Raw genomic sequence first — 24,382 nt, 5'->3', positions numbered from 1 at the left:
CCGCCGCCTGATGATGTCAATCGTTATCGATAACGTTTTCGACGACTAGACTGGGACAATGGCCGCCCGCACCACCATTCACGACGTCGCAAAGGCCGCCGGAGTGTCGGTCGCCACTGTTTCGAAGGCGATCAACGGCCGCGACGGCGTCGCGCCCGCCACGCTCTCGCAGGTGATGAGTGTGGTGGAAGAGCTGGGCTACGCGAGTTCGCTCGTGGCGACGTCCATGCGCCGGCAGCAGACCAACGTGATCGGGGTGCTGGTCGCCGAGTTCGAGCCGTTCGCCGTGCAGCTGCTGCAGGGCGTGTCGGCGGCGCTGCAGAACACGCGGTACGACGTGCTCGCCTACGCGGGCAGCGTCTCGGCCGGCGAGCACCTGGGCTGGGAGCGCCGATCACTCTCCCGCCTCGGCGGGACACTGATCGACGGCGCCATCATCGTCACACCGACCACGACCCCCGCGCATGCCACCGTGCCGATCGTGGCCGTCGACCCGCACGCAGGCCCCAAGGGAACATCGACGGTGAGCGTGCACAACAACGACGGCGCGCACGCGGCTGTCGCGCACCTGATCGGCCTCGGACACCGGCGCATCGGGCATCTGCGCGGTCGCACCGACCTCGAGTCCGCGCATCAGCGCGAGGAGGGCTACCGCCGTGCACTGCACGACGCCGGCATCCCCTTCGACCCCGCCCTCGTCGTCGACGGCGGGTACCGCGCCGCCGACTCCACCGCCGGCGCTCACCAGCTGCTCGACCTCGCCGATCCCCCCACGGCGATCTTCGCCGCGAACGACCAGTCGGCGATCGAGATGATGCGGGTCGCCGCCGAGCGGGACCTGCACGTTCCGAAGGACCTGTCGGTGGTCGGGTTCGACGACGTGCCCGAGGCCGCGTCGCACGATCCACAGCTCACCACCGTGCGCCAGCCGCTGCACGAGATGGGGATGATCGCCGTGCGGGTGCTGCTGGCCATGCTCGACGACGGCACACCCGAGGATGTGCGTCTGCCCGCCGAGCTCATCGTTCGCTCATCCACAGCTGCGCTCGCACGCTGAGCACCACCGCTTGTCGGCAGCCGTTGCGCGCACGGGCGTTGCATCTTCGGCATCCCGTTGATATGTTCGGCTCTACAACATTTCACCGACGTCGCTGAAGGCGGATCACATGTCTCTCACTCCCACCAAGGCCGATCGATTCTCGTTCGGGCTCTGGACCATCGGCTACAACGGCACCGACCCGTTCGGCGGCCCCACGCGCCCGGCACTCGACGTCGTGCACGCGGTCGAGAAGCTCGACGAGCTCGGCGCGTACGGGCTCACGTTCCACGACGACGACCTGTTCGCCTTCGGCTCGACCGACGCCGAGCGGCAGAAGCAGATCGACCGGCTGAAGGGCGCGCTGGCCGCCACCGGTCTCGTCGTGCCGATGGTCACCACCAATCTCTTCAGCGCCCCGGTCTTCAAGGACGGCGGCTTCACCTCCAACGACCGGCAGGTGCGACGCTTCGCGCTGCGCAAGGTGCTGCGCAACGTCGATCTGGCCGCTGAGCTGGGCGCCAAGACGTTCGTCATGTGGGGCGGTCGCGAGGGCGCCGAGTACGACTCGGCGAAGGACATCCAGGCCGCCCTCGAGCGCTACCGCGAGGCGGTCAACCTGCTCGGGGACTACGTCACCGACAAGGGCTACGACATCCGCTTCGCCATCGAGCCGAAGCCCAACGAGCCCCGCGGCGACATCCTGCTGCCCACTCTGGGGCACGCGATCGCCTTCATCGACTCGCTCGAGCGCCCCGAGCTCGTCGGCCTGAACCCCGAGGTCGGGCACGAGCAGATGGCCGGGCTCAACTTCACAGCCGGTATCGCTCAGGCGCTGTACCACGGCAAGCTCTTCCACATCGACCTGAACGGTCAGCGCGGCATCAAGTACGACCAGGACCTCGTGTTCGGACATGGCGACCTGAACAACGCCTTCTCGCTGGTCGACCTGCTCGAGCACGGCGGTCCGAACGGCGGCGCCGCGTACGACGGTCCCCGCCACTTCGACTACAAGCCGAGCCGCACCGAAGACGAGACCGGCGTCTGGGACTCGGCTGCCGCCAACATGCGCATGTACCTGCTGCTCAAGGAGCGCGCCGAGGCGTTCCGCGCCGACCCCGAGGTGCAGGAGGCCTTGGCCGCCGCGAAGGTCGCCGAGCTCGCGCAGCCCACCCTGGGCGAGGGCGAGTCGTACGACGACCTGCTCGCCGACCGCAGCGCCTTCGAGGAGTTCGACGCCGACGCGTACCTGGGCGGACACGGCTTCGGCTTCGTGCGCTTGCAGCAGCTGGCCACCGAGCACCTGATGGGCGCGCGCTGAGCTGACCTCTCCCCGATTGCCGAGACCCCGTCCTGGCGCCGAGACCCCGTCCTGCGAACGCGGATACGACGGGGTGTCGGTGACAGCACGGGGTCTCGGCGAGGGAGCTGACGGAAGGATGCCGTGATGGCACTCGTGATGGGGGTCGATTCGTCGACCCAGTCCTGCAAGGTCGTCGTCCGCGACGCCGAGACCGGGAGCGTGGTGCGCATCGGGCGCTCCTCCCACCCCGACGGCACCGAGGTGGATCCCGAGGCGTGGTGGGATGCCCTGCAGAGGGCGCTCGCCGACGCCGCCGGCGCGCACGGCGCCGTGATGGGCGACATCGCCGCCTGGTCTGTCGGCGGTCAGCAGCACGGCATGGTCGCCCTCGACGAGCACGGGCGGGTCATTCGCCCTGCGCTGCTGTGGAACGACACCCGCTCCGCCGACGCCGCCGCCGACCTCGTGGCCGAGCTGGGTGCTGAGCAGTTCAGCATGCGCACGGGCGTCGTGCCGGTGGCATCCTTCACGGTCACCAAGCTGCGCTGGCTCGCCGACCACGAACCGCACAACGCCGCGCGCGTCGCCGCGGTAGCGCTGCCGCACGACTGGCTCACCTGGCGGCTGCGCGGCTTCGGTCCCGACGACCCGCGACTCGACGAGCTGGTGACCGACCGTTCGGATGCCAGCGGCACCGGCTACTGGGGCGCCGACGGCTACGACCGCGACATCCTCTCGCTCGCGCTGCGACGCGATGCCTCCGACATCGTCCTCCCGCGGGTGCTCGGACCGACCGAGCACGTCACCGCGAAGGACGGCGTGATCGTCGCCCCCGGGGCGGGTGACAACGCCGGAGCCGCACTGGGGCTCGGCGCCCGCAGCGGAGACGCGGTGGTGTCGATCGGCACCTCCGGCACCGTGTTCGCGGTGACCGACACCCCGGCGCACGACGCGACCGGCACCGTGGCCGGATTCGCCGACGCGGCGGGCGGCTGGCTGCCGCTGATCGCGACGCTGAACGCCGCGCGAGTGATGGATGCCACGGCGGCTCTGCTCGGTGTCGACCACCACGCGCTCAGCGACTTGGCTCTCGCCGCCGAGCCGGGCGCGGGCGGGCTGGTGCTGCAGCCCTGGTTCGAGGGTGAACGCACCCCCAACCGTCCGGATGCCACGGCCACGCTCTTCGGCATGACGCTGGCGAGCACGACTCGCGAGAACCTCGCACGCGCGGTGATCGAGGGTGTGCTGTGCGGCCTGGCCCACGGCCTGGATGCGATCCGTGCTCAGGGCGTCTCGCCGACCCGCATCCTGCTGATCGGCGGCGCCGCGCAGAGCCCGGCCGTGCAGCGGATCGCCGCGCAGGTCTTCGATCTTCCCGTCGTCGTGCCCGAGCCGCAGGAGTACGTGGCGCTCGGCGCGGCCGCTCAGGCCGCGTGGGCCCTCACCGGTGAGCGCCCCCGATGGGGCGCCGGTGGGGCGGATGCCGTGCCGGTCGCGTCGGTTCCCGGCATCCGGGCGCAGTACGCCGCTCGCCTGCCGTAGCCAGCACGGCCGACGCCGAGCTACGACGGAACGTTCAGAGCGCGCGGATGGTCCAGGAGGCCGCGTGCCGGCCGCCCGGTTCGATCGCGACGAGACCGGCGCCGGAGTTGAAGGCGTCGGGCGCGCAGGTCATCGGCTCGACCGCCAGACCGACCCGGTGCGTCGTCTCTTCAGCGGGGGTGTCGGCGGTGTGGATCTGCACCCACGGGCAGGCCTCGTCCCAGACCAGGGCCGTGCCGCTGCCGTCGGCCGAGCGCAGCTCGACCGCGGTCAGCCCGTCGGTGCGGACGAGGCCGGTGAAGGCGTGGTCGATGAACGTGTCGCCGATCGTGCGGGGCGTGCGGAAGTCCCACTGCGGATGCCGGTCGACCGACTCGACGGCGATCGGGCTCAGCCGGTCGTCGGTCACGGTGAGCACCTCGGATGCCGGCAGCGAGAGCGTCCACGCGTCGACGGCCCCGGCCAGGGGCGCGGAAGCGACCAGGTACGGGTGCGGGCCGGTGCCCCAGGGGGCGGCATCCGCTCCGAGATTGCGACCGGTGACGACCTGGGTGAGCCCGCCGGTGGTGAGGCGGTACTCCACGTCGACCTGCACTCGGAACGGGTAGCCGAGCTGCGGCTCGATCACTGCGGTCAGCACCACTCGGTCCGGCTCGACGACCTGGTCGGTGAACTCCAGCCAGGCCGCGAGGCCGTGCAGGGCGTGCCCGCGCTTCGGCTCGGTGAGCGCGAGCTGGTGCTGCGCACCACCGAACGAGTACCGCCCGTCGACGACCCGGTTCGGCCACGGTGCCAGCGTGGCACCGCGGTAGTTCGGACGCACGTCGTCGACGTCGAAGGGAACGACCAGGTCGCGTCCCTCGTGGGTCAGCGTGCGCAGGGTGGCGCCGACACTGGCGATCACCGCCTCGTAGCCGTGCCCGGCGATGGAGAGCTGACGGCCTGAGACCGGCAGCATCACAGCCCCTGAGCCAGGCGGTGGTAAGCCGCGTTCCAGCGGACCTGCTTCTGGAACTCGGGCAGGGTCGTCGACTCGTCGATGACGAGCAGCTCGACCTCGGCCATCTCGGCGAAGTCGCGGAACGCATCGATCCCCACCGCGGTGGACATGACCGTGTGGTGCGCGGCGCCGGCGGTCAGCCACGCAGCGGCGCTGGTGTTGAAGTCCGGCGCGGGCTTCCACACCGCACGTCCCACCGGCAGCTTCGGCAGCGCCGCCCGCGGCTCGACGTTCTCGACGACGTTCGCCGTGAGGCGGAACCGGTCGCGCATGTCGCTCAGCGCGACGACGACGGCCGGCCCCGGGTCGGCGGTGAAGACCAGGCGCACCGGGTCGTCCTTGCCGCCGATGCCGAGCGGGTGGATCTCGAGCGTCGGCTTCGTCGTGGTGAGCGACGGGGAGACCTCGAGCATGTGCGCGCCGAGGATCAGCTCGTCGCCGGGAGTCATGTCGTAGGTGTAGTCCTCCATGAGGCTGGCACCGCCGGGCAGGCCCGCGCCCATCACGTTCGCCACGCGCACGAGGATGGCCGTCTTCCAGTCGCCTTCGGCGCCGAACCCGTAGCCCTCGGCCATCAGGCGCTGCACCGCCAGGCCAGGCAGCTGCTTCAGGTCGCCGAGGTCTTCGAACGAGGTGGTGAACGCGCCGAAGCCGCCCTCCTCGAGGAACGAGCGCAGCCCGATCTCGATGGCGGCGCCGTCGCGCAGCGACTGGTGGCGGTCGCCGCCGCGGCGCAGCTCAGGAGCGACCTCGTACAGCTCCTCGTACTCCGCGACCAGCGCGTCGATGTCCGCCGCAGGGGCAGCGGCCACGGCATCCGCGAGGTCGTTCACGCCCCACGTGTTCACCTGCACACCGAAGCGCAGCTCGGCCTCGGTCTTGTCGCCCTCGGTGACGGCGACGAAGCGCATGTTGTCGCCGAAGCGGGCGAGCTTCAGCGAGCGGGCGGCCGCGAGGCCTGCGGCTGCGCGCTGCCAGGTCGCGAGCTCATGGCGCACGCGCGGGTCGGATGCGTGGCCGACGATCGTCTTGCGCGGCACACCGAGACGGGTCTGGATGTACCCGAACTCGCGGTCGCCGTGCGCGGCCTGGTTGAGGTTCATGAAATCGAAGTCGATGTCGGCCCACGGCAGCTCGACGTTCGCCTGCGTGTGCAGGTGCGCGAGCGGCTTCTGCAGCGCGTCGAGTCCGGCGATCCACATCTTGGCCGGGCTGAACGTGTGCATCCAGGCGACCAGGCCGATGACGCGGTCGTCGGCGTTCGCCTCGAGCGCGATGCGGCGGATCGATGCCGAGTCGGTGAGCACCGGCTTCCAGACGATCCTCACGGGCACCTCGCCCGCCTCATCGAGGGTGCGCGCGATCTGCTGCGACTGCTCGGCGACCTGGGCGAGAGTCTCGGGGCCATAGAGGTGCTGGCTTCCGGTGAGGAACCAGACCTCGTACTCGTCGAGGGTCGTGGTCAGCGGGGTGCGGGTCATGGGTGTTCCTTGCGTGTCGGCCCGGTCGGGCGGTTCAGGCTGATCGTGTCAGGGCGGTCGTGGTTCAGAGCGCGGCGACCGCGGCGGCTTCGACGGCGATGCCGGCGCGGTAGCGGTCGAGGTAGGCGGCGTACCCGGCGACGTCCTCGGCGAGCGGCTCGGCGACACGGATGTCGGCGTCGGCGAAGACCCGCTCGGCGAGGTGGTCGCCCAGCGAAAGGTCGGAGCGCAGGAATGCGGCGAGCACCGCGATGCCCCAGGCGCCGCCCTCGGATGCCGTGTCGCCGACGGCGACAGGAGCGTTCAGCGCCCCGGCGAGGAAGCGCTGCGCGACGCCGGCGGTGCGGAAGACACCGCCGTGCGCGAACATCCGCTCGATCGCGACGCCCTCGCCGGCGAGCACCTGCATGCCGAGCGCGAGCGTGCCGAACACGCCGTACAGCTGGGCGCGCATGACGTTCGCGAGGGTGAACCGGCTGTCGGGCGTGCGGACGAACAGCGGTCGTCCCTCGTCCGTGCCCGCGATGGGCTCACCCGCGAGGTGATTGTACGCGAGCAGGCCGCCCGCGTCGGGCTCGCCCCCGAGCGCTTCCCGGAACAGCGTCTCGAAGACGGCGTCCGCCGACTGCGGAGCGCCGGACGCCTCGGCGAACCGGGAGAACATGGCCACCCAGGCCGCCAGCTCGCTCGCGCCGTTGTTGCAGTGCACCATGGCGACCGCGTCACCGGCAGGGGTGGTCACGAGGTCGAGCTCGTGGTGCACCTCGGCGAGAGGCCGCTCGAGCACGACCATCGCGAAGATGCTCGTGCCCGCGCTGACGTTGCCCGTGCGCGGTGAGACGGCGTTGGTCGCGACCATGCCTGTGCCCGCGTCGCCTTCGGGCGGGCAGAACGGGATGCCCGGCTGCAGCGCCCCGGTCGGATCGAGCAGCGCAGAGCCCGCCGCGGTCAGGGCCCCTGCCTCTCGGCCGGCGACGACCGCCTCGGGCAGCATGGCGCGCAGGTCGCCGCCGGTGTGCGCGTCGTACCGTTCGATGAGTGCCTGGTCGTAGTCGCGGGTCGCGGAGTCGACCGGGAACATGCCGGATGCGTCGCCGACGCCGAGCACACGACGACCGGTCAGCTGCCAGTGCACGTAGCCGGCGAGCGTGGTGAAGAAGCGCACCTCGTCGACGTGCGGCTCGGCGTCGAGCTGGGCCTGCCGCAGATGCGCGATCGACCAGCGCAGCGGGATGTTCACTCCGAGCAGCTCGGTCAGCTCTTCGGCGGCCGGTCCGGTGCTCGTGTTGCGCCACGTGCGGAACGGCACGAGCAGCTCGCCGGAGCGGTCGAACGACAGGTAGCCGTGCATCATCGCCGAGACGCCGATCGCGCCGAACGTCGTGGGGCGGATGCCGTAGCGGTCGTGCGCATCGGCGACGAGACCCGCATACGCCTCCTGCAGGCCTGTCCACACGGCGTCGAGCGAGTAGGTCCACAGACGGTTCTCGAACCGGTTCTCCCAGTCGTGGAAGCCGGTGGCGAGCACCTGGTGGGTGTCGGCGTCGATGAGGCACGCCTTGATGCGCGTCGATCCGAGCTCGATGCCGAGCGCCGTACGGCCGGAGCGGATCGTGTCTGCCGTGGCGCTCATCGACGTGCGTCCGAGTTCTGGCCGTACACGTTCTGGTAGCGGTCGAAGAGGGCGTCGATCGCGTGCTGCGGGATCGGGATGAGCGGCCCCGCCTCGCGGGCATGGTGCACCGTGCGCGCCACATCCTCGACCATCACGGCCGCCTTCACGGCATCCTTCGCGTCGACCCCGATCGTGAAGGGACCGTGGTTCTGCATCAGCACGGCGCGCGAGCGGTGACCGGTGAGGGTGTCGACGATGCCGCGGCCGATGGAGTCGTCGCCGATGATCGCGAACGGCCCGACCGGGATCGGCCCGCCGAACTCGTCGGCCATCGCCGTGATCACGCAGGGGATCTCCTCGCCGCGTGCGGCCCAGGCGACCGCGTAGGTGGAGTGGGTGTGCACCACCCCGCCCACCTCTGGCATGTGCCGGTACACGTACGCATGCGCGGCCGTGTCGCTGGAGGGCGACCGATCGCTGCCGGCACTGCCCGGGACGACGTTGCCGTCGAGGTCGCAGAGGATCATGTTCTCGGGCGCCAGGTCGTCGTACGAGACACCGCTCGGCTTGATCACGAAGAGATCGGCGCCACCGTCGTCGGAGATGCGGACGCGGCCGGACACGTTTCCGCCCGTCCAGACGACCAGACCGTAACGGACGAGTTCTGCGTGCAGGCGCGCGACGTCGGTGCGCACCGCCTGGATCGCGGCTTCCACCTCGGGGGTGAAGGGGGCTTCATTGCTCACGGATACCTCGTGGATCGGCGGGGAGTCGGTCACTGTGACCGGTCACAGAAGTCTGACACGTGAGCACCGCCGGGTCAACCGTGCACCACGGCCGACTCGTCAGCGGCGGGGTGACACGACCGACGCGCGCGCGATCAGCTCGGGCTGCACCGGATGCTGCGGCGCCGCGGCCTCGCCGATCACCGTGGCGACGGCGCGGCGAGCCAGCTCGTCGAAGTCCTGCCGGATGGTCGTCAGGGGCGGCCAGTAGTGCGCGGCGTCAGGCACGTCGTCGAAGCCGACCACGCTCACGTCCTGCGGGACGTCGAGGCCGGCCTCCCGCAGTCCGGTGATCAGCCCGAGGGCCATCTGGTCGTTCGCACTGAACACCGCGGTGACGCGCAGCTCTCGAACGGTCGCCGCTGCGGCGTGTCCGGATGCCGCGGACCAGTCCCCCACGATCACCGGCCCTGCCGTCATGCCGCGCGCGGCGAGCTCCCGCCCGTATCCCTCGGCGCGCGACTCGGCTTCGAGCCAGTCCGCAGGACCGGCCAGGTGCGCGATGCGCGTGTGGCCCGCGTCGGCGAGCTCCGCGACGGCTAGCCGAGCGCCGGCAGCCTGGTCGACCGAGAGCCCGCGCGTGCCCCGCCCCGAGGAGTGCAGCGTCACGATCGGCACGCCGATCCGCAGGGCATCCAGCGCATCCAGCGTGTGCGCGTGCGGAGCGACCACGACGATGCCCTCGACCCCCTGCGAGACGAGGTGCTGCACCGCGGCGACGACGGCGTCGGCGTCTCCGGCATCCGCGAAGGCAGCGCTGACCCAGTACCCGGCCCCGCGCGCTCGGGACTCGATGGCCGCCAGGCTGCGCGACGGGCCGTACTGCAGCGCGTCGGATGCGAGCACGCCGAGGGTGCGCGAACGTCTGGTGCCCAGCGCCCTGGCCGCGTTGTTGACGCGGTAGCCGAGCTCGGCCATCGCGGCGAGCACGCGCTCGCGCGTCTCGGCGGCGACCTCCGGATGCTCGTTGAGCACCCGCGACACCGTCTGCCGTGAGACGCCCGCACGAGCGGCGACGTCGCGCACGCCGGCCGGGCGCTTCGGCGTGACAGGCTCATCCACGGCGCTGAGTCTACGGTGTGACCCGTCACAGCGCCGTGGCTGTGCCCTCCCCCGCACGGATGTCGGCACGGCGGACGGATGCCGGCGCGGATCTCCGGATTCTGCCGACATCCGTCCGTTGCGCCGGCATCCGGCCCAGAGGGCGGCCCTCGCGGCTCAGATCCTCACTCCTTCTTGCGGATCACCGCGCGCTGCAGCAGCACGAAGACCAGCAGGATGCCGCCGGTGATGATCGTGGTCATCTCGGGCGGAATGCCGCCGTCACGGGTGATCAGCACGGTCATGAGTCCCAGCACGAGCGCGCCGACCACCGAGCCGAGCACGTAGCCGTAGGCGCCGGTGAGCACGGTGCCGCCGATGACCGCTGCGGCGATCGCGTCGAGCTCCCACCCGATGCCGGTGATGTTCTGGGCTGTGCCGAGGCGCGCCGTGTAGAGCACCGCGGCGACGCCCGCGAGCGTACCGCTGATGACGTAGACCAGCACCTTGCTGCGGTGCACGGGCAGACCCATCAGCAGAGCAGAGCTCTCCGACCCGCCGATGGCGTACACCGTGCGACCTGTTCGCGTGCGATGCAGTACGAAGAACGCGGCCGCGACCACGACGACCGCGACGATCACGGCGGGCGTGATGGTGAGGTCGTTGACCTTCGGGCCGTCGATCACCTTGATCTTCTCGCCGATCCAGCGGATGGGCGAGTCCTCGGCGAGACGCTGCGGCTTCGTGCTCAGCAGCGACGCCAGGCCCCGACCGAGGAACATCATCGCGAGCGTGGCGATGAACGGCTGCACGTTGAAGTACCGGATGAGCAGCCCCGAGCACAGCCCGAAGACCGAGCCCATGGCGATCATCGCCACCACCACGAGCAGCGGAGGCCAGCCGGCACCCGCGAGCATGACGCCGGCGACCGACGAGAACGCGATGATCGACCCGACCGACAGGTCGATGCCCCCGGTCAGGATGACGAACGTGAGCGCGACGGCCAGCACGATCAGGTGCGCGTTGTTGATGAGCAGGTTCGACAGGGTGCTCGCCTGCACGATGCGCCCGTATGCGATCTCGCCATAGACGATCATCGCGACGAAGATGACGACCGAGGCGATCGTCGGCAGGATCGACGGATTCGCGGTGATCGTGCGGCCCGCGCGCGCGGCGAGGCTCGCGCGGGCGGGAGCTGCGGGTGTCGCGGTCATGGTGGTCATGCCGCCACCTCCTTCATCTCGTTCGTCTCGGCGCTCGGGGTGGGCGCCGACGAGCGACGGCGCCGGAACCACGCGCGCACGCGCTCGGACTGCAGCAGGCAGATGACGATGATCACCGTCGCCTTGAACGCGGGGGTCGCCGACGACGAGACCCCGAGGAAGAGCACCGTCTTGTCGAGGGTCGCGATCAGCAGCGCCCCGACGAACGCTCCGGAGAGCGAGAACTTCCCGCCCATCAGGGACGCACCGCCGATGACGACGGCGAGGATGGCGTCGAGCTCGAGCTGATAGCCGGTGCGGGAGATGTCGACGGTCATCACGCTGCCCACCGACATCACTCCGGCGATGCCTGCGAGCACGCCGCTGAGGATGTACGCGGTCAGCAGCAGGCCCTTCGGCTTGATGCCGGCCATGCGGCTCGCCCTGGGGTTGATGCCGATCGCCTCTATCATCAGGCCGAGCGCGCTACGACGCACCACCCAGGCGACGGCGATCACGATCGCCGATGCGAGCAGGAAGACGACGGGGATTCCGATGACGTAGCCGTTCGCGATCCAGCGGTAGGTGTCGTTGCTGGCCGCGGTGTTCTGGCCGCCGGTGATGACCTTCGCGATTCCGCGCCCGGCGAGCATCAGCACGAGTGTGGCGATGAACGGCTGCAGCCCGACGTAGGCGACGAGCACGCCGTTCACGGCACCCAGCAGCGCGGTGATCGCCAGCGACAGGCCGACGGCGGCGAGCGCGGATCCCGGGGAGGTGCCGTCGGTGCTGCGCAGGAACTCCATCGACACGGCTCCGGCGACCGCCATGAGCGAGCCGACCGACAGGTCGATGCCCGCCGTCGCGATCACAAGCGACATGCCGATCGCGATCATCATGATCGGTGCGGCCTGGCGAAGGATGTCGATGACGTTCCCCACGAGGTGCCCGTTGTTCGGGTTGACGGACAGGGCGAGGTAGCCGGGGTCCTTCAGCACGTTCAGCAGCAGCAGCGCGACGATCGCGATGATGCCCCAGAAGAACGGTTTGTGGATCAGGTCTCGCCAGACGGTGGTCGCGTTCTTCATCGCGCCCCCTCCTCTGCGGTCGATGCGGGGATGGTATCGGGCACGGCGCCCTCGGCCTCGTCGAGTGTGGCAGCTGCGGCATCCGTCCCGTGCGCGGCGATCACGTCGACGATCTGCTGGGCGTTCACCTCGGGCCCGTTCTGGATCTCGCCGATCTTCTCGTGGTCCTTCAGCACCACGATCCGCTCGGAGAGGCGGACGACCTCCTCCAGCTCCGACGAGACGAACACCACGGCGACGCCGTCCTCCGCGAGAGCGGCGACGGCCTCCTGGATCTCGGCCTTCGCGCCCACGTCGATTCCGCGGGTGGGCTCATCGAGGATGAGCAGCTCGGGCTTGGTCGCGAGCCACCGCCCGAGCAGCACCTTCTGCTGGTTGCCGCCGGAGAGGTTCTTGATCATGCGGTTCGGGTCGGCGGGACGCACGTTCAGCTCGGCGATGTACTTCTCGACGAGGGCATCCTGCTCCTTGCGCGGCAGCGGCCGCGCCCAGCCGCGCTCGGCCTGCACCGCGAGGATGATGTTCTCGCGCACGGTGAGGTCGCCGATGATGCCCTCATCGCGCCGGTTCTCGGTCGAGAACGCGATGCGGGCGGCGAGTCCGTCGGCGGGCGAGCGCAGTTCGACGTCGCGACCGCGCAGCCGGATCGCGCCCTCGTCGACACGGTCGGCACCGTAGAGCAGGCGGGCGAGCTCGGTGCGGCCCGAGCCGAGCAGGCCGGCGAAGCCGACCACCTCGCCCGGGCGGATGTCGAGATCGGTGGGCTCGACGGAGCCGCGGCGGGCGATTCCGGATGCCGAGAGCAGCGGCTCCTCATCGGGATCGCGCGGGTCGGTGCGCCGGTTCCCGCCGAGTGAGGTGAGCGCGTCGAGGTCCTTGCCGATCATCTTCGAGATCAGCGCATGGCGGTTCAGGTCGCGGGTCAGGTACTCGCCCTCGTACCGTCCGTTGCGCAGCACGGTGAGCCGGTCGCTGATGGCGTAGATCTGGTCGAGGAAGTGCGACACGAAGAGGATCGCGACGCCCTGGTCGCGCAGCGTGCGAATCACGGTGAACAGGCCCTCGACCTCGGCCGCGTCGAGGCTGGAGGTCGGCTCGTCGAGGATGAGCACCTTGGCCTTCACAGCCATCGCACGGCTGATGGCGACGAGCTGCTGCACGGCGATCGAGAGGGTGGAGAGGGGCTTGTTGGTGTCGAGGTGCGCGAGGCCGAGCCGCCCGAGCGCTTCGGTGGCGGCTCGATGCGTCGCGCGCCAGTCGACTCCGAACGGACCTCGGATCTCGTGGCCCAGCATGACGTTCTCACCGATGCTGAGATTGGGCGCCAGGTTCACCTCCTGGTAGACCGTCGAGATCCCCGCGCTCTGCGCGTCGCCCGTGCCGCTGAACTTCCGCTCGAGGCCTGTGACCACGATCGAGCCGGAGTCGATCCGGTAGACGCCCGTGAGCGCCTTGATGAGGGTCGACTTGCCGGCGCCGTTCTCGCCCATGAGGGCGTGCACCTCGCCGGGGAAGAGCCGGAACTCGACATCGTCCAGGGCCTTCACGCCCGGGAACTCGATCGATATCCCGCGCATCTGCACGATGGGCAGTTCTTCGGTCATCGCTGTCTCTCAGTCTGTGATGACGGATGCCGGGTGGCGCGCTGCGCGCCACCCGGCCTTCCGATCAGTACTTGCGGTCGGCGAGCACGGCCTTGGCCGCGTCTGCCGAGTCGAACGCCTCGCTGGGAACGATGATGTACGAGTCCACGTCCTCACCGTCGAGCGCCTTCTTCACGACCTCCAGAGCCGTCTCACCGAAGAGCGGGTTGTACTCGTGCACGTAGCTGAGCTTGCCGTCGGCGAGCGCCTGGATGGCGTTCTTGGTGCCGTCGATCGTGGCGATCTTGATGTCCTGACCGACGACGAGGCCCGCCTCCTCGGCGGCCTGAGCCGCGCCGAGGCCCATCTCGTCGTTCTGCGCGAAGACGAACTGGATGTCGTTGCCGTTGGCCTTGAGCATCGTCTCGAGCACGCTCTTGCCCTCTTCGGTCGACCAGTTGGCGGTCTGCGCGTCGACCTTGTTCAGCGTGGAGTCGCCGAGGCCCGCTTCGAAGCCCTCGTTGCGCTCGTTGACGACACCGACACCGGCCGGCCCCTCGAGCACGACGTAGTTGCCGCCGTCGGGGAAGGCCGAAGCCGCCCACTCGCCGACCTCCTTCGCGACCTCGACGTTGTCGGGAGCGATGCGGGTGACGTAGAGGCTGTCGTCTTCGGGCTCGATGCCGCGATCGAGCAGGATGACGGGGATCTCGGCCTCCTGCGCGAGCTTCAGGGAGTCCTCCCAGCCGGTGGCCTCGGTGGCCGAGAGTAGGATCACGTCGACGCCCTGGTCGACGAATGCGGTGAAGCTGTCGATCTGCGACTTCTGGTCGAGGTTGGCGGCGGGTGCGTAGCTGAGCTTGTAACCGGCCTCCTCGGTGAACGTGTCCTTAATGTTCTGCTCGTTCGCCTGACGCCAGCCGCCCTCGGGGCCGACAGCGACGAAGCCGACGGAGACGAGGTCGCCCGACGCACCTGCGTCGGATGATGCCTTGTCGTCGCCGCCGCCGCAGGCGGTGAGACCGAGCGCGAGCGCGCCGACGGCCGCGAAGCCGAGCACCGCGCGGATGTGCTTCTTTGCAGACATAGTTCTCCTCCTTGAGAGACCGGGGCGCTGCCCGGCGGTCGGGCCGTGCGGCCCTCGGGTGATTGCAGGATGCAGAGCGTCCTGTGCCTGGATGTTACCGGGAACATTCTGCGTAACACAAGCACGTTCAGATAACGTTCGGGACTCGGCCGAGAGGCGCTCGACGCCCCGCCTCGGCCGCCCTTCGGCAGCGCCGGCGTTCTCAGTCGGCGTCGGCGCCGGACTCTGCTGCGATCATCTCCACGATCGTGTCGACGGTGACTCCGGGGCCGTTGCTGAGCTCGCCGATCTTCTCGCGATCCTTCAGGACGACGATTCGATCGCTGAGTCGCACGACCTCCTGAAGTTCGGAGGAGATGAAGACCACGGCCACCCCCTGCCCGGCCAGCACGCTGATGCTGCGCTGGATCTGGAGTTTCGCGGCGATGTCGATGCCGCGCGTCGGCTCGTCGAGGATGAGCACGTGCGGACGCACGGCCAGCGCTCGAGCGAGCAGCACCTTCTGCTGGGTTCCGCCGGACAGCTGCTCGATGGGACGGGCGAGATCGGCAGCCCTGAGATCCAGCACGTCGGTGTAGATCTCCAGCAGCATCCGCTGTTCCGTCTGGGGGATGGGCCGGGTCCAGCCGCGCAGCGCCTGCAGCGACAGCAGCATGTTCTCTCGAGCGGTGAGCCCGGCGACGATGCCGTCCGTGCGGCGGCTCTCACTCGAGGTGGCGATGCGACGGCGAAGAGCTGCCGACGGACTGTGCAGTCGCACGCGCTCTCCGTCAGCCCAGAGCTCGCCCGAGTCTGAGCGCAGTGCGCCCGACATGAGCGCGCCGAGCTCGGTGCGCCCGGCGCCGCGAAGGCCCGCGAACCCGACGATCTCGCCTCGATGCACCTCGATGTCCGTCGGATGCAGCTCGCCTCTTCGCCCGAGAGCGTCAGCGCGGAAGGCCGGCTCTCCCTCTGACACATAGTGATGGGCCTTCCGCTCCGAGCTCAGGGTGCGCAGCCCCTCCAGATCCCTGCCCAGCATCTGCGAGATGAGCTCAGCGCGCTCGAGCTCACGGGTGTGGCTCTCGGCGACCTTGCGACCACCCCGCAGCACCGTCATCCGGTCGCTGATGGCAAAGGCCTGCTCGAGGAAGTGCGACACGAACAGGATCGCGACGCCCCGATCGCGCAATCCGCGGATCACTCGCATGAGCGCCGCCACCTCGGCACTTTCGAGACTCGAGGTCGGCTCATCGAGCACGAGCACACGCGGCTCGTCCACCACCGAGCGCGCGAGCGCGACGAGCTGCTTCTGGGCGGGCGAGAGGAAGGCGAGCGGGGTGCGGGGGTCGAGGTCGTCGACGCCGAGCCGAGCCAGGGCCTGGGCGGCATCCGCCCTGTTGCGTCGCCAATCGATGCCGAACCGGCCGCGGCGCTCGCGCCCGAGCATCACCGCCTCGGTGACGGTGAGGTTGGGGCTGAGATGCATGTCCTGGAAGACGGTCGCGATGCCGGCCGCCCTGCTGTCCCCGACGCCGGTGAACGAGCGCTCCTCACCGTCGACGACGACCATGCCCGACGTGGGACGGCGAGTTCCGGTGATCACGCCGATGAGTGTCGACTTTCCTGCGCCGTTCTCGCCCATCACCGCGTGCACCTCGCCGGGGAAGAGACGGAAGTCGACCGCGTCCAGCGCCCGCACCCCCGGCAGCTCGACCGTGATCCCACGCAGCTCGATCACGGGAGCCACGGCCCGATCGCTCATCGCGACTCCCGCGGCTTGGCGGTCGAATCGCGCACCACGAGCTCGGTCGGGATGCGCGTGAACGGCGGCAGCTCGCGCTGCTCGATCGCTGCGCGCAGCATCTCAACGACGGCCCCTCCCAGGGCCTGGAAATCCTGCCGCACGGTCGTGAGCGGGGGCAGGAAGTGCCGCGCGAGCGGCACATCGTCGAACCCGACGATGCTGATGTCGCCGGGCACGTCGAATCCTCGATCATGCAGCCCGTGGATGAGCCCGATCGCGGTGTCGTCGTTGGCGGCGAAGATGGCTGTCGCCTCGGGCAGGCGCTGCAGTCCCATCGCGAAGTCGTACGCGAAGTCGGCGCTCCAGTCGCCGACCACGATCGGGCGCTCCCGGATGCCCCACGACTTCGCCCTGGTGTGGAAGGCCCGCTCTCGCGCCCTGGCGTCGAGCCAGTCGAGGGGACCCGAGATGTGCAGGATGTCGCGGTGGCCGAGGGAGACGAGGTGATCGACGACGAGCGTGGTTCCGGCGTGCTGATCGATCGAGACCGTCAGGAAGGTCGGGTCGGGGTCGGCCTTGACCACGAGCATCGGCACGCTCATCGTGACCCGCCGCAGCGCCGCCACCGACGACGACCTCGGCGCGACGACGCAGATGGCGTCGACGCCCTGAGTGGTCAGGCTGTCGACCGCGTCATGAGGTGTCATCGCGTCGCCCTCGTACAGGGCTATGGGCGTGACCGAGTACCCCGCCTGGCGCGCCGCCAGCTCGACCGCTCTCAGGATGCTGGTGGGGCCGTGCGCCACGGGGCTCTCGACGATCACCCCGATGCGCTGGCTGCGCTGCGTGGCCAGCGCACGGGCGACCAGGTTCGGCCGGTAGTCGAGCTCTTCGATCGCCTCGAGCACGCGGCGACGAGTCTCGGGCTTGATGTTCGGGTAGTCGTTGAGCACCCGCGAGACCGTCATGTGCGAGACACCGGCGATCGATGCGACCTGCCTGATGTTCGGTTTGTCGGAGCCGACGTTGGCCATGCGTCTCCTCCGTCGGCTTGCCTTCCGAAATGTTACCGAGCACAGCATGGCCCTCGCAATGGACCGCAGCGCGCGGTCGGGCGATCGGCCCGGCCGCGCCCCTTTTCGGGGCACGACCGGGCCGATGTGTCAGCAACGCGACGCGCGGTCGAGGATCAGGCCGTGGGCTCGCTCACCTCGGACCGGCGGCGGCGCAGCATCCACAGACCGGAGCCGGCAGCCAGCAGCAGTGCGGCGATCGCGGCGGCGAGGGCGCTGCCCGATCCGTCTGCTCCTGTCGTGGCCAGTGCGCCGCCAGGGCCGGCTGTCGTCGAGCCGCCGGCGCTGGAACCACCGGAGCTCGAACCGCCGGAGCCGGAACCGCCGTCACCCGGGTCGCCGCCGCCAGGGGCAGCGGCCGTCACCGTCAGCGGCAGGCGAGTCAGCTCGCCGCCGTCGGCCCGCAGCACGATCTGATGCGCACCCGGTTCGATATCGGCGGGGATCACGACAGTCGCCGAGAGGGCGCCGCCCTGGACCTGTGCCGTGGCGAGCTTGCGATAGCTGCTCTCGATTCCGATCTCGACCTCGTCGACCTCGACACCCGACGCGGTGACGGTCACCGATCCGCCCGCCGCGACCTGGTCGACCGACAGCTTCGCCGTGAGCTGCTGCTCACCCGGTCCCGAGTCCTGCGAACCGGTGAATGCCCAGTTGTCGACCTCCATGAGGTCGACACCGGCCTCCGCGCCCTCGGCTCCGGCGAACACGAAGAACACGTCGTGCTCCCCGGCTGCACCATCGACGTCGGCCTGCACGGTGCCCCATTCGCCGACCGCGCCGTCCACCGGCAGAGTGGCGACGACGGGACCGTCCGGCTGATCCAGGCGGACCTGAATGCTGCTGCCTTCGGAGAGCGGCTTCACCCGCGCCGACACGGTCTTCGCGCCGGCTCCGAAGTCCACCCCCGAGATCCCGGTGAAGTCGCCCTCGTCGATCGACGACACCACGAGGTTGCCCCCACCGTTGTGCTCGGGGAACTCGACCGAGGCCGCCTCCGTCTTCGCGGTGGTGATGCCCAGCTGCCAGGCGAGGGTCTCCGCCTCGAAGGTGCGGTACGGGTCGAACGCCTCGACCTGCTCGACGCCTGCGCGGGTTCCCTTCACGGGCTTGATCGTGCCGTCGGCGTTGAACTCCAGCTTGTCGATGTGCACCGAGCGGTAGCCCTGCGTGGCGCCTGGGCTGCCGAACGCGGCGGCCCAGGCGGCTCCGCGTGTCTGCGCGTGGTACGTGAAGTACGTCTCGCCCTTGTAGGTGAACATGTCGGAGTGGTTATTGCCGCCGTTGCCGGCGCCGAAGAACGTCGACTGGTTCAGGAAGGCCTCCCCCGCGTACTTCGAGGCCGGGAGATCCATCGGATCGTCCGTCATCATGTACGCGATCGCCCCGGTCTTCGGGTACTTGCCTGCCTCTTCCTTCACCTGGAAGTTCGAGGAGTAGGAGTAGTAGTACTTGCCGTTTCGCTTGAACATGCTGGACGCCTCGAACATGCCGGGGCCGTCGATCTCGACCGGGTCGCCGTCGAGCGTGACCATGTCGTCCTTCAGCTTCACCACTCGCGTCGACTTCGGGTCCTGCGGGCCCTGCACGTTCGGGGCGGTTCCGATCTGCGAGTTTCCGCCGAAGTACAGGTACGCCTGCCCGTCCTCGTCGTCGATGAAGACCTCGGGGTCGAACAGCCACATGCCTGCGGGGAACCCGCCGGAGGCGATGTAGTCGCGGTCGACCGTGTCGGGGATGATCTTCTTGCCGAGCGGATCGATCCACGGGCCGAGCGGCGAACCTCCGACGACGACGGCGGTTCCGGTGCCGCTGTCGCAGAAGTACAGATAGACCTTGCCGTCCTTCTCGATCGCGGCCGGAGCCCAGGAGTTGCGCGCCCAGGGTGCGGCGCCGCCCTCGCGAGCGATCGGCACCGCACCGTGATCGACCCAGTTCACCATGTCGCTGGTCGACATGACGTTGAGACGCGTGATGGCGCCGTAGCCGTTCGACTGCGTGGGCAGACCGTTGGCGTCTTTGCTGTTCGCCTCGTACTGCTGCGTGTCGTCGGTGGAGTAGATGTAGAGGCGGCCGTTGTACACGAGGTGGTGCGGGTCGGCGCCGAACTTGTGGCCGACGAGCGGGTTGTGCTCGCCGATCGGCTTGGTCTGCACGTCCTCGAGGGCCTGGAAGGCCGGCTGCTCGGGAGCGTCGGCGATCTTGATCAGCGAGATCTCATCGACGGCGAAGTCCTGCAGTGCGTTCGAACCCCACGGAGTCTCGATGAAGAACCAGTTCGCGTCAGCGTGCTTCGCCTCTGCGGTGAACTCCTGCGAGAACGAGCCCCACTCCCCCTTGGCGAAGGTGTGACCGTAGTCGGCGCAGCCGTTGAAGTTCGTCGGGCAGAAGGTGAAGTTGAAGCGCTGCGTCGCCTCGCCTTCGGTGTACTTCAGCTTGCCGCTCATCCGGTAAGTCGCGCCGGCCTCGAGCTTGCCCGAGACGTCGGCGAAGGGCCCGGACTGGGTGTTCTCTCGCTTCGTCACCGCGAGAGCATGCGAGCCGCTGGCAGCGTCGGTCGTGAGCGTGAGCTCGCCGCCGCGGGTGTTCTTCCACCCGCTCAGGCTGTCGGCGAACCGCCCGTCCGGCAGCAGGCTGCCCGGCACCGCTTCGATCTCGGCGGTCGCTGCCATGGGGATGGTCATCGGCGCTGCGAACGCGGCCTGGCCGACGACGGTCGCCGATGAGGCGACCAGCGCGGTGACTCCGATCGCCGCGGCCAAGCGCCGGGCTGATCGGCGCCGACGGAGCGCAGGGTTGTCGTGTGTTCTCACGTGTACGAACTCCTTAGTGCATCGGCCGTCTGAGCGCTCGCCGAAGAGCGGGCGCGCTCGAGCAGCGGCATGAGGGGATGCCGCTGATGCGCGCCATGAGACGGCAGGTGGGGGAAGATCGGCCCGGTCGGGCCGGCGACCGGAGTCGCGATCAGCTGAAACCGTGCCACCGGGTTCGGTGGATGGGGTGTCTCCTCCTCGAGATACGACAGATGCCACGGCAGTGGGGCCAGCTGACTCGGATGTTACCGGTATCACTACGAGGAACACAAGAGCCTGATCACCGCGTGACGCTGCCGCGTCGCGCCCGTCAGAGTCCGAGCATCTCCAGGCGCCGGTTCACGAATCGTCGGTCCGAGTCGTACGATGCGGCGAGCGCCGTGAAATCGTCCCAGCGCGGGTAGCGCGAACGTACCTCGGCTGCATCGAGAGTCGAGACCTTGCCCCAGTGCGGTCGGGCCGAACTCGGCAGCGCCGCCTCGATCGCGGGCAGCAGCCCCCGCACCGCCGCCTCATCGGGACCCCAGGTAGCCGTTCGCTGCGACGATCTGCACCTCGAGTCCATCGAGGATCCACGAGAAGCCGAGTCCGACGGTGATCAGCCAATGGAATCGCGACCACGGCAGCTGATCCATGCGCGCCGGAACCAGCGAACGCACCTCCGCGACTCTTCGTACGGACGCAGCCATGGCGCTCCCCCTTCTCGCGGGGCGACGCAGCCCCGGCATCCGTTCCTACTCCGGCAGCTGCCAGGGACAGGACACGCTTGACCAGGCGGGCGAGACGCGATAACACGCCTTCGTGTCAGGATGTCAGCATGCCAGGAACGCTCCCCCTCAACGACGGCACCCGGCTGCCCGCCCTCGGGTTCGGGCTGTACAAGGTCCCGATCGAGCAGACCGCCGAGGTGGCGCTCGCCGGCATCCATGCGGGTTACGGGCTGGTGGACGGAGCGCGGTTCTACGGCAACGAGCGCGAGCTCGGCGAGGCGATCCGGTCGTCAGGGCGACGCGACGAGCTGCTGGTCGCCTCGAAGTTCTGGGGCGATCCGGTGCAGAGCCGCGCACAGGCGCTCGCCGACTTCGCGGATTCCGAACGGGACCTGGGGGTCGGCCCGCTCGATCTCTACATGATCCACTGGCCGCGGTCGACACGTGGCGCGTTCGTCGACGTGTGGCGCGCCTTCATCGACCTGCAGCAGGCAGGACGCGTGCGCACGATCTGCGTCGCCAACTTCGAGGCCGACGATCTGCGACGCCTCGTCGACGAGACCGGTGTGGCACCGGCGCTGAACCAGGTCGAGTCGCATCCCTGGCTGCCCCAGCACGAGCTGCGCGCTCTGCATGCCGGGCTCGGCATCGTCACGCAGGCGTGGAGCCCGCTCGGCCGCGGCCGGCTGCTCGACGATCCGGCTCTTCTCACCATCGCGGCGAAGCACTCGGTTTCGGTCGCGCAGGTGGTGCTGCGCTGGCATCTGCAGCTCGGCGGGGCCGCCGTCGTGAAGTCCACCCACCCCGAACGCCTCCGCCAGAACCTCGACCTCGATGACTTCGAGCTAGACGACCGCGACATGGCGGTCATCGCCGCCCTCGAAACCGGCGAGCGCACCGGCACGCATCCACGAGACCGGCAATAGGCCAGCGCGCACGGCCGAACGCCGAGCTGATCGCCCAGGTCTTCCCCGGTGCGCCGGTGACCCGCGACCTGACGGCGAACGAGACGCTGCTCTCGATCGATCACGCCCGAGAGGTGCTCGGCTTCGCGCCGCAGCACTCCTGGCGCGACCACGTCTGAGTCCCGAGCTCACGCGCGAGAGCGGATGCCGTCAGCCGGCGGCTTCCTCCGGACGCTCCTGCACGTCGATCGCGGCGGTGTCGGGCTGGTACTGCTCGATGTGCCGCTCGTCGACGCCGTTGTACGCCGACAGCGGACGGATCAGGGCGTTCGAGGCCTGCTGCTCGAGGATGTGCGCGGTCCATCCGACGATGCGCGCGGCGATGAACAGCGGCGTGAAGGTCAGCGTGTCGTACCCGATCAGGTTGTACGCCGGGCCCGACGGGTAGTCGAGGTTCGGGTAGATGCCCTTGCGCTCGACGAACTCGCTCTCGAGCTTCTCGTAGAGCTCGGCCACGTCGGGCCGGTCGTAGTGCTCGACCAGCGTGTCGAGCGCGGCCTTCATGGTGGGCACGCGGGAGTCGCCGCGCTTGTAGACGCGGTGCCCGAAGCCCATGATCTTGCGCTTGTCGGCGAGCGCCGCGTCGAGCCACTCCTCGACGCGGTCGGCCGAGCCGATCTCGTCGAAGATGTGCATGACGGCCTCGTTGGCGCCGCCGTGCAGCGGCCCCTTGAGAGCGCCGATCGCGCCGACGACCGCCGAGTACAGGTCGCTGAGCGTCGACGTGATCACTCGTGCGGTGAAGGTGGACGCGTTGAACGAGTGCTCGGCGTACAGGATCATCGAGCGGTTGAACGCGTCGACGACCGCGTCGTGCGGCTCTTCGCCGAAGGTCAGCCACAAGAAGTTCGCGGCGTAGTCGAGGTCGTCACGCGACTCGATGATCTCCTGACCGCGGCGCCGCCGCTGACCGTATGAGACGACCGCAGGCAGCACCGCGAACAGCTGCAGGCTGCGCTGCAGGTTCTGCTCGGGGGTGCCGACCGCGTCGAGCACGTTGCCGGTCCCGGCGGTCTCGAAGGCGCCGATCACGCTGACGGCGGTGCGCACCTCGTCCATCGGGTGCGAGTCGAGCGGCAGCGCGTCGATCGCGGCCTTGACCTCGGGCGTCAGCGCGCGGTGCTTCCGCTCGGTGGCGCGGAACTCGGCCAGCTGCGCTGCGGTGGGCAGCTCACCGTGCCAGAGCAGGTAGGCCACCGCCTCGAACGACTGCGTCGCGGCGAGCTCCTGCACCGGATACCCGCGGTAGAGCAGGCTGTTGGTCTCGGGGTTGACCTTGCTGATCGCCGTCGAATCGGCGATGACGCCTGCGAGGCCCTTCCTGATCTCGGATTCGCTCATTGGGTCGCTCCTCGGTCGATGGTGAAGGTGAAGACTCCGGAGTCGAAGTGGTTGTACGACTCGTAGTCGATCAGATCATAGAGGTCGGCGCGGTGCTGCATCTCGCCGAGCTTCGAGGTCAGGTGCCCCTCGGCGTTCAGGGTATCGAGCGCCCGCCCGGCGGCGCCCATGGCGATGCGCAGCAGCGACACCGGCCAGATCACGATGTTCACGCCCACGCTCTGCAGCTGCTCCACCGAGAAGAGGTCGGACTTGCCGAACTCGGTCATGTTGGCGAGGATCGGTACGTCCACGGCATCCCGGATCGCGGCGAACTCCTCGAGCGACCGCATCGCCTCGGGGAAGATCGCGTCGGCACCGGCGTCCACCAGCGCCTTCGCCCGGTCCTTCGCCGCCTCGAGCCCGTCGACGGCCGCGATGTCGGTGCGCGCCATGATGAGGAAGTTCTCGTCGCGACGCGCGTCGACCGCGGCCCGGATGCGCTTGACCGCGGTATCCGCGTCGACCACCGACTTGCCGTCGAGGTGACCGCAGCGCTTCGGGTTGATCTGGTCCTCGATGTGCGCGCCGGCGAGACCGGCATCCTCGAGCGTCTGGATCGTGCGGGCGACGTTCATCGGCTCGCCGAAGCCGGTGTCGGCGTCGATGATGGCGGGCAGCTCGGTCATCCGCGCGATCTGCTGACCGCGGGCGGCGACCTCGGTGAGGGTGGTCAGGCCGATGTCGGGCAGCCCGAGGTCGGCTGAGAGAACGGCGCCCGAGATGTAGACACCCTCGAAGCCCTTCTGCTCGATGAGCCGCGCGCTGAGCGGGTTGAACGCGCCGGGGAAGCGCAGCAGCTCGCCGGTGGCGAGCCGAGCGCGGAACGCGCGGCGCTTTTCGTGGGCAGGCGTGGTGGCGTACAGCATCGGGATCCTCCTTCAGCTTTCGAACCGCTCAGCTGGCAGCAGATCCAGCCGGATGCCGGCCAGTCGAGCGGTTCGAAGGCGGG

20 protein-coding genes are annotated in these 24,382 nt (G+C 69.4%); 4 read left to right on the top strand and 16 right to left on the bottom strand.

Translation table 11 applies throughout. From position 1 onward, the window contains the following. The first annotated feature begins 58 nt into the window (after positions 1-58). The 3 genes from ACWGSM_RS09435 (at position 59) to xylB (ending at position 3,881) form a co-directional block, all read left to right on the top strand. Positions 59-1,057, top strand: coding sequence for a LacI family DNA-binding transcriptional regulator (locus ACWGSM_RS09435; protein ID WP_452322659.1), 999 nt, complete (start codon positions 59-61; stop codon positions 1,055-1,057). A 109-nt stretch (positions 1,058-1,166) separates the two neighbouring features. Beyond that, positions 1,167-2,357, top strand: coding sequence for a xylose isomerase (gene xylA / locus ACWGSM_RS09430; protein WP_452322658.1), 1,191 nt, complete (start codon positions 1,167-1,169; stop codon positions 2,355-2,357). 126 nt (positions 2,358-2,483) lie between these two features. Continuing rightward, on the top strand, positions 2,484-3,881 hold the full coding sequence (gene xylB / locus ACWGSM_RS09425; RefSeq protein ID WP_452322657.1) for a xylulokinase: 1,398 nt from the start codon (positions 2,484-2,486) through the stop codon (positions 3,879-3,881). A gap of 34 nt (positions 3,882-3,915) precedes the next feature. Here the strand turns inward: xylB and ACWGSM_RS09420 are convergent, their stop codons facing one another. The 14 genes from ACWGSM_RS09420 to ACWGSM_RS09355 all read right to left on the bottom strand — a co-directional run bounded on the left by ACWGSM_RS09420 (position 3,916) and on the right by ACWGSM_RS09355 (position 21,034). Continuing rightward, complete coding sequence (locus tag ACWGSM_RS09420; protein ID WP_452322656.1) at positions 3,916-4,839, bottom strand: aldose 1-epimerase family protein; 924 nt, start codon at positions 4,837-4,839, stop codon at positions 3,916-3,918. Beyond that, positions 4,839-6,362 carry an L-arabinose isomerase gene (gene araA / locus ACWGSM_RS09415; RefSeq protein WP_452322655.1) on the bottom strand — a complete coding sequence of 508 codons (1,524 nt, stop codon included), beginning with the start codon at positions 6,360-6,362 and terminating at the stop codon, positions 4,839-4,841. Before araA ends, ACWGSM_RS09420 begins: the two co-directional genes overlap by 1 nt. A 64-nt stretch (positions 6,363-6,426) precedes the next feature. Then, positions 6,427-7,995 (bottom strand): xylulokinase, encoded by a 1,569-nt coding sequence (locus ACWGSM_RS09410; RefSeq protein ID WP_452322654.1) that lies wholly within the window; start codon positions 7,993-7,995, stop codon positions 6,427-6,429. Then, positions 7,992-8,723 carry an L-ribulose-5-phosphate 4-epimerase gene (locus ACWGSM_RS09405; RefSeq protein WP_452322653.1) on the bottom strand — a complete coding sequence of 244 codons (732 nt, stop codon included), beginning with the start codon at positions 8,721-8,723 and terminating at the stop codon, positions 7,992-7,994. The genes ACWGSM_RS09410 and ACWGSM_RS09405 overlap by 4 nt, the downstream gene beginning before the upstream one ends. Positions 8,724-8,822: 99 nt before the next feature. Further along, on the bottom strand, positions 8,823-9,824 hold the full coding sequence (locus ACWGSM_RS09400; protein WP_452322652.1) for a LacI family DNA-binding transcriptional regulator: 1,002 nt from the start codon (positions 9,822-9,824) through the stop codon (positions 8,823-8,825). 164 nt (positions 9,825-9,988) lie between these two features. After that, complete coding sequence (locus ACWGSM_RS09395; protein WP_452322651.1) at positions 9,989-11,026, bottom strand: ABC transporter permease; 1,038 nt, start codon at positions 11,024-11,026, stop codon at positions 9,989-9,991. After that, complete coding sequence (locus tag ACWGSM_RS09390; protein ID WP_452322650.1) at positions 11,023-12,093, bottom strand: ABC transporter permease; 1,071 nt, start codon at positions 12,091-12,093, stop codon at positions 11,023-11,025. Before ACWGSM_RS09390 ends, ACWGSM_RS09395 begins: the two co-directional genes overlap by 4 nt. Then, the gene (locus tag ACWGSM_RS09385; RefSeq protein ID WP_452322649.1) at positions 12,090-13,697 is read right to left on the bottom strand and encodes a sugar ABC transporter ATP-binding protein; all 1,608 of its coding nucleotides are present in this window, start codon (positions 13,695-13,697) and stop codon (positions 12,090-12,092) included. Before ACWGSM_RS09385 ends, ACWGSM_RS09390 begins: the two co-directional genes overlap by 4 nt. A 64-nt stretch (positions 13,698-13,761) precedes the next feature. Beyond that, positions 13,762-14,763, bottom strand: a complete 1,002-nt coding sequence (locus tag ACWGSM_RS09380; protein WP_452322648.1) for a substrate-binding domain-containing protein — start codon at positions 14,761-14,763, stop codon at positions 13,762-13,764. A 202-nt stretch (positions 14,764-14,965) separates the two neighbouring features. Next, complete coding sequence (locus ACWGSM_RS09375) at positions 14,966-16,507, bottom strand: sugar ABC transporter ATP-binding protein (RefSeq protein ID WP_452322647.1); 1,542 nt, start codon at positions 16,505-16,507, stop codon at positions 14,966-14,968. After that, the gene (locus ACWGSM_RS09370) at positions 16,504-17,523 is read right to left on the bottom strand and encodes a LacI family DNA-binding transcriptional regulator (RefSeq protein ID WP_452322646.1); all 1,020 of its coding nucleotides are present in this window, start codon (positions 17,521-17,523) and stop codon (positions 16,504-16,506) included. The genes ACWGSM_RS09375 and ACWGSM_RS09370 overlap by 4 nt, the downstream gene beginning before the upstream one ends. Before the next feature lie 155 nt (positions 17,524-17,678). Next, positions 17,679-20,375, bottom strand: coding sequence for a family 43 glycosylhydrolase (locus tag ACWGSM_RS09365; protein WP_452322645.1), 2,697 nt, complete (start codon positions 20,373-20,375; stop codon positions 17,679-17,681). A 310-nt stretch (positions 20,376-20,685) separates the two neighbouring features. Beyond that, positions 20,686-20,880, bottom strand: a complete 195-nt coding sequence (locus ACWGSM_RS09360) for a D-arabinono-1,4-lactone oxidase (RefSeq protein WP_452322644.1) — start codon at positions 20,878-20,880, stop codon at positions 20,686-20,688. A gap of 7 nt (positions 20,881-20,887) precedes the next feature. Then, the gene (locus tag ACWGSM_RS09355) at positions 20,888-21,034 is read right to left on the bottom strand and encodes a hypothetical protein (RefSeq protein WP_452322737.1); all 147 of its coding nucleotides are present in this window, start codon (positions 21,032-21,034) and stop codon (positions 20,888-20,890) included. A gap of 158 nt (positions 21,035-21,192) precedes the next feature. Between ACWGSM_RS09355 and ACWGSM_RS09350 the strand changes: the two genes are divergently transcribed. Then, positions 21,193-22,011 carry an aldo/keto reductase gene (locus ACWGSM_RS09350; RefSeq protein WP_452322643.1) on the top strand — a complete coding sequence of 273 codons (819 nt, stop codon included), beginning with the start codon at positions 21,193-21,195 and terminating at the stop codon, positions 22,009-22,011. A gap of 189 nt (positions 22,012-22,200) precedes the next feature. Here the strand turns inward: ACWGSM_RS09350 and ACWGSM_RS09345 are convergent, their stop codons facing one another. Both ACWGSM_RS09345 and prpB read right to left on the bottom strand, forming a co-directional pair. After that, entirely contained in the window at positions 22,201-23,391 is a 1,191-nt protein-coding gene (locus ACWGSM_RS09345; protein WP_452322642.1) for a bifunctional 2-methylcitrate synthase/citrate synthase, read from the bottom strand. Next, on the bottom strand, positions 23,388-24,299 hold the full coding sequence (gene prpB, locus ACWGSM_RS09340; protein WP_452322641.1) for a methylisocitrate lyase: 912 nt from the start codon (positions 24,297-24,299) through the stop codon (positions 23,388-23,390). The genes ACWGSM_RS09345 and prpB overlap by 4 nt, the downstream gene beginning before the upstream one ends. Positions 24,300-24,382 lie beyond the last annotated feature (83 nt).

The sequence above is a fragment of the Microbacterium sp. NPDC055521 genome (assembly GCF_053619695.1).
This window is presented reverse-complemented; position numbering and strand designations above follow the sequence as displayed.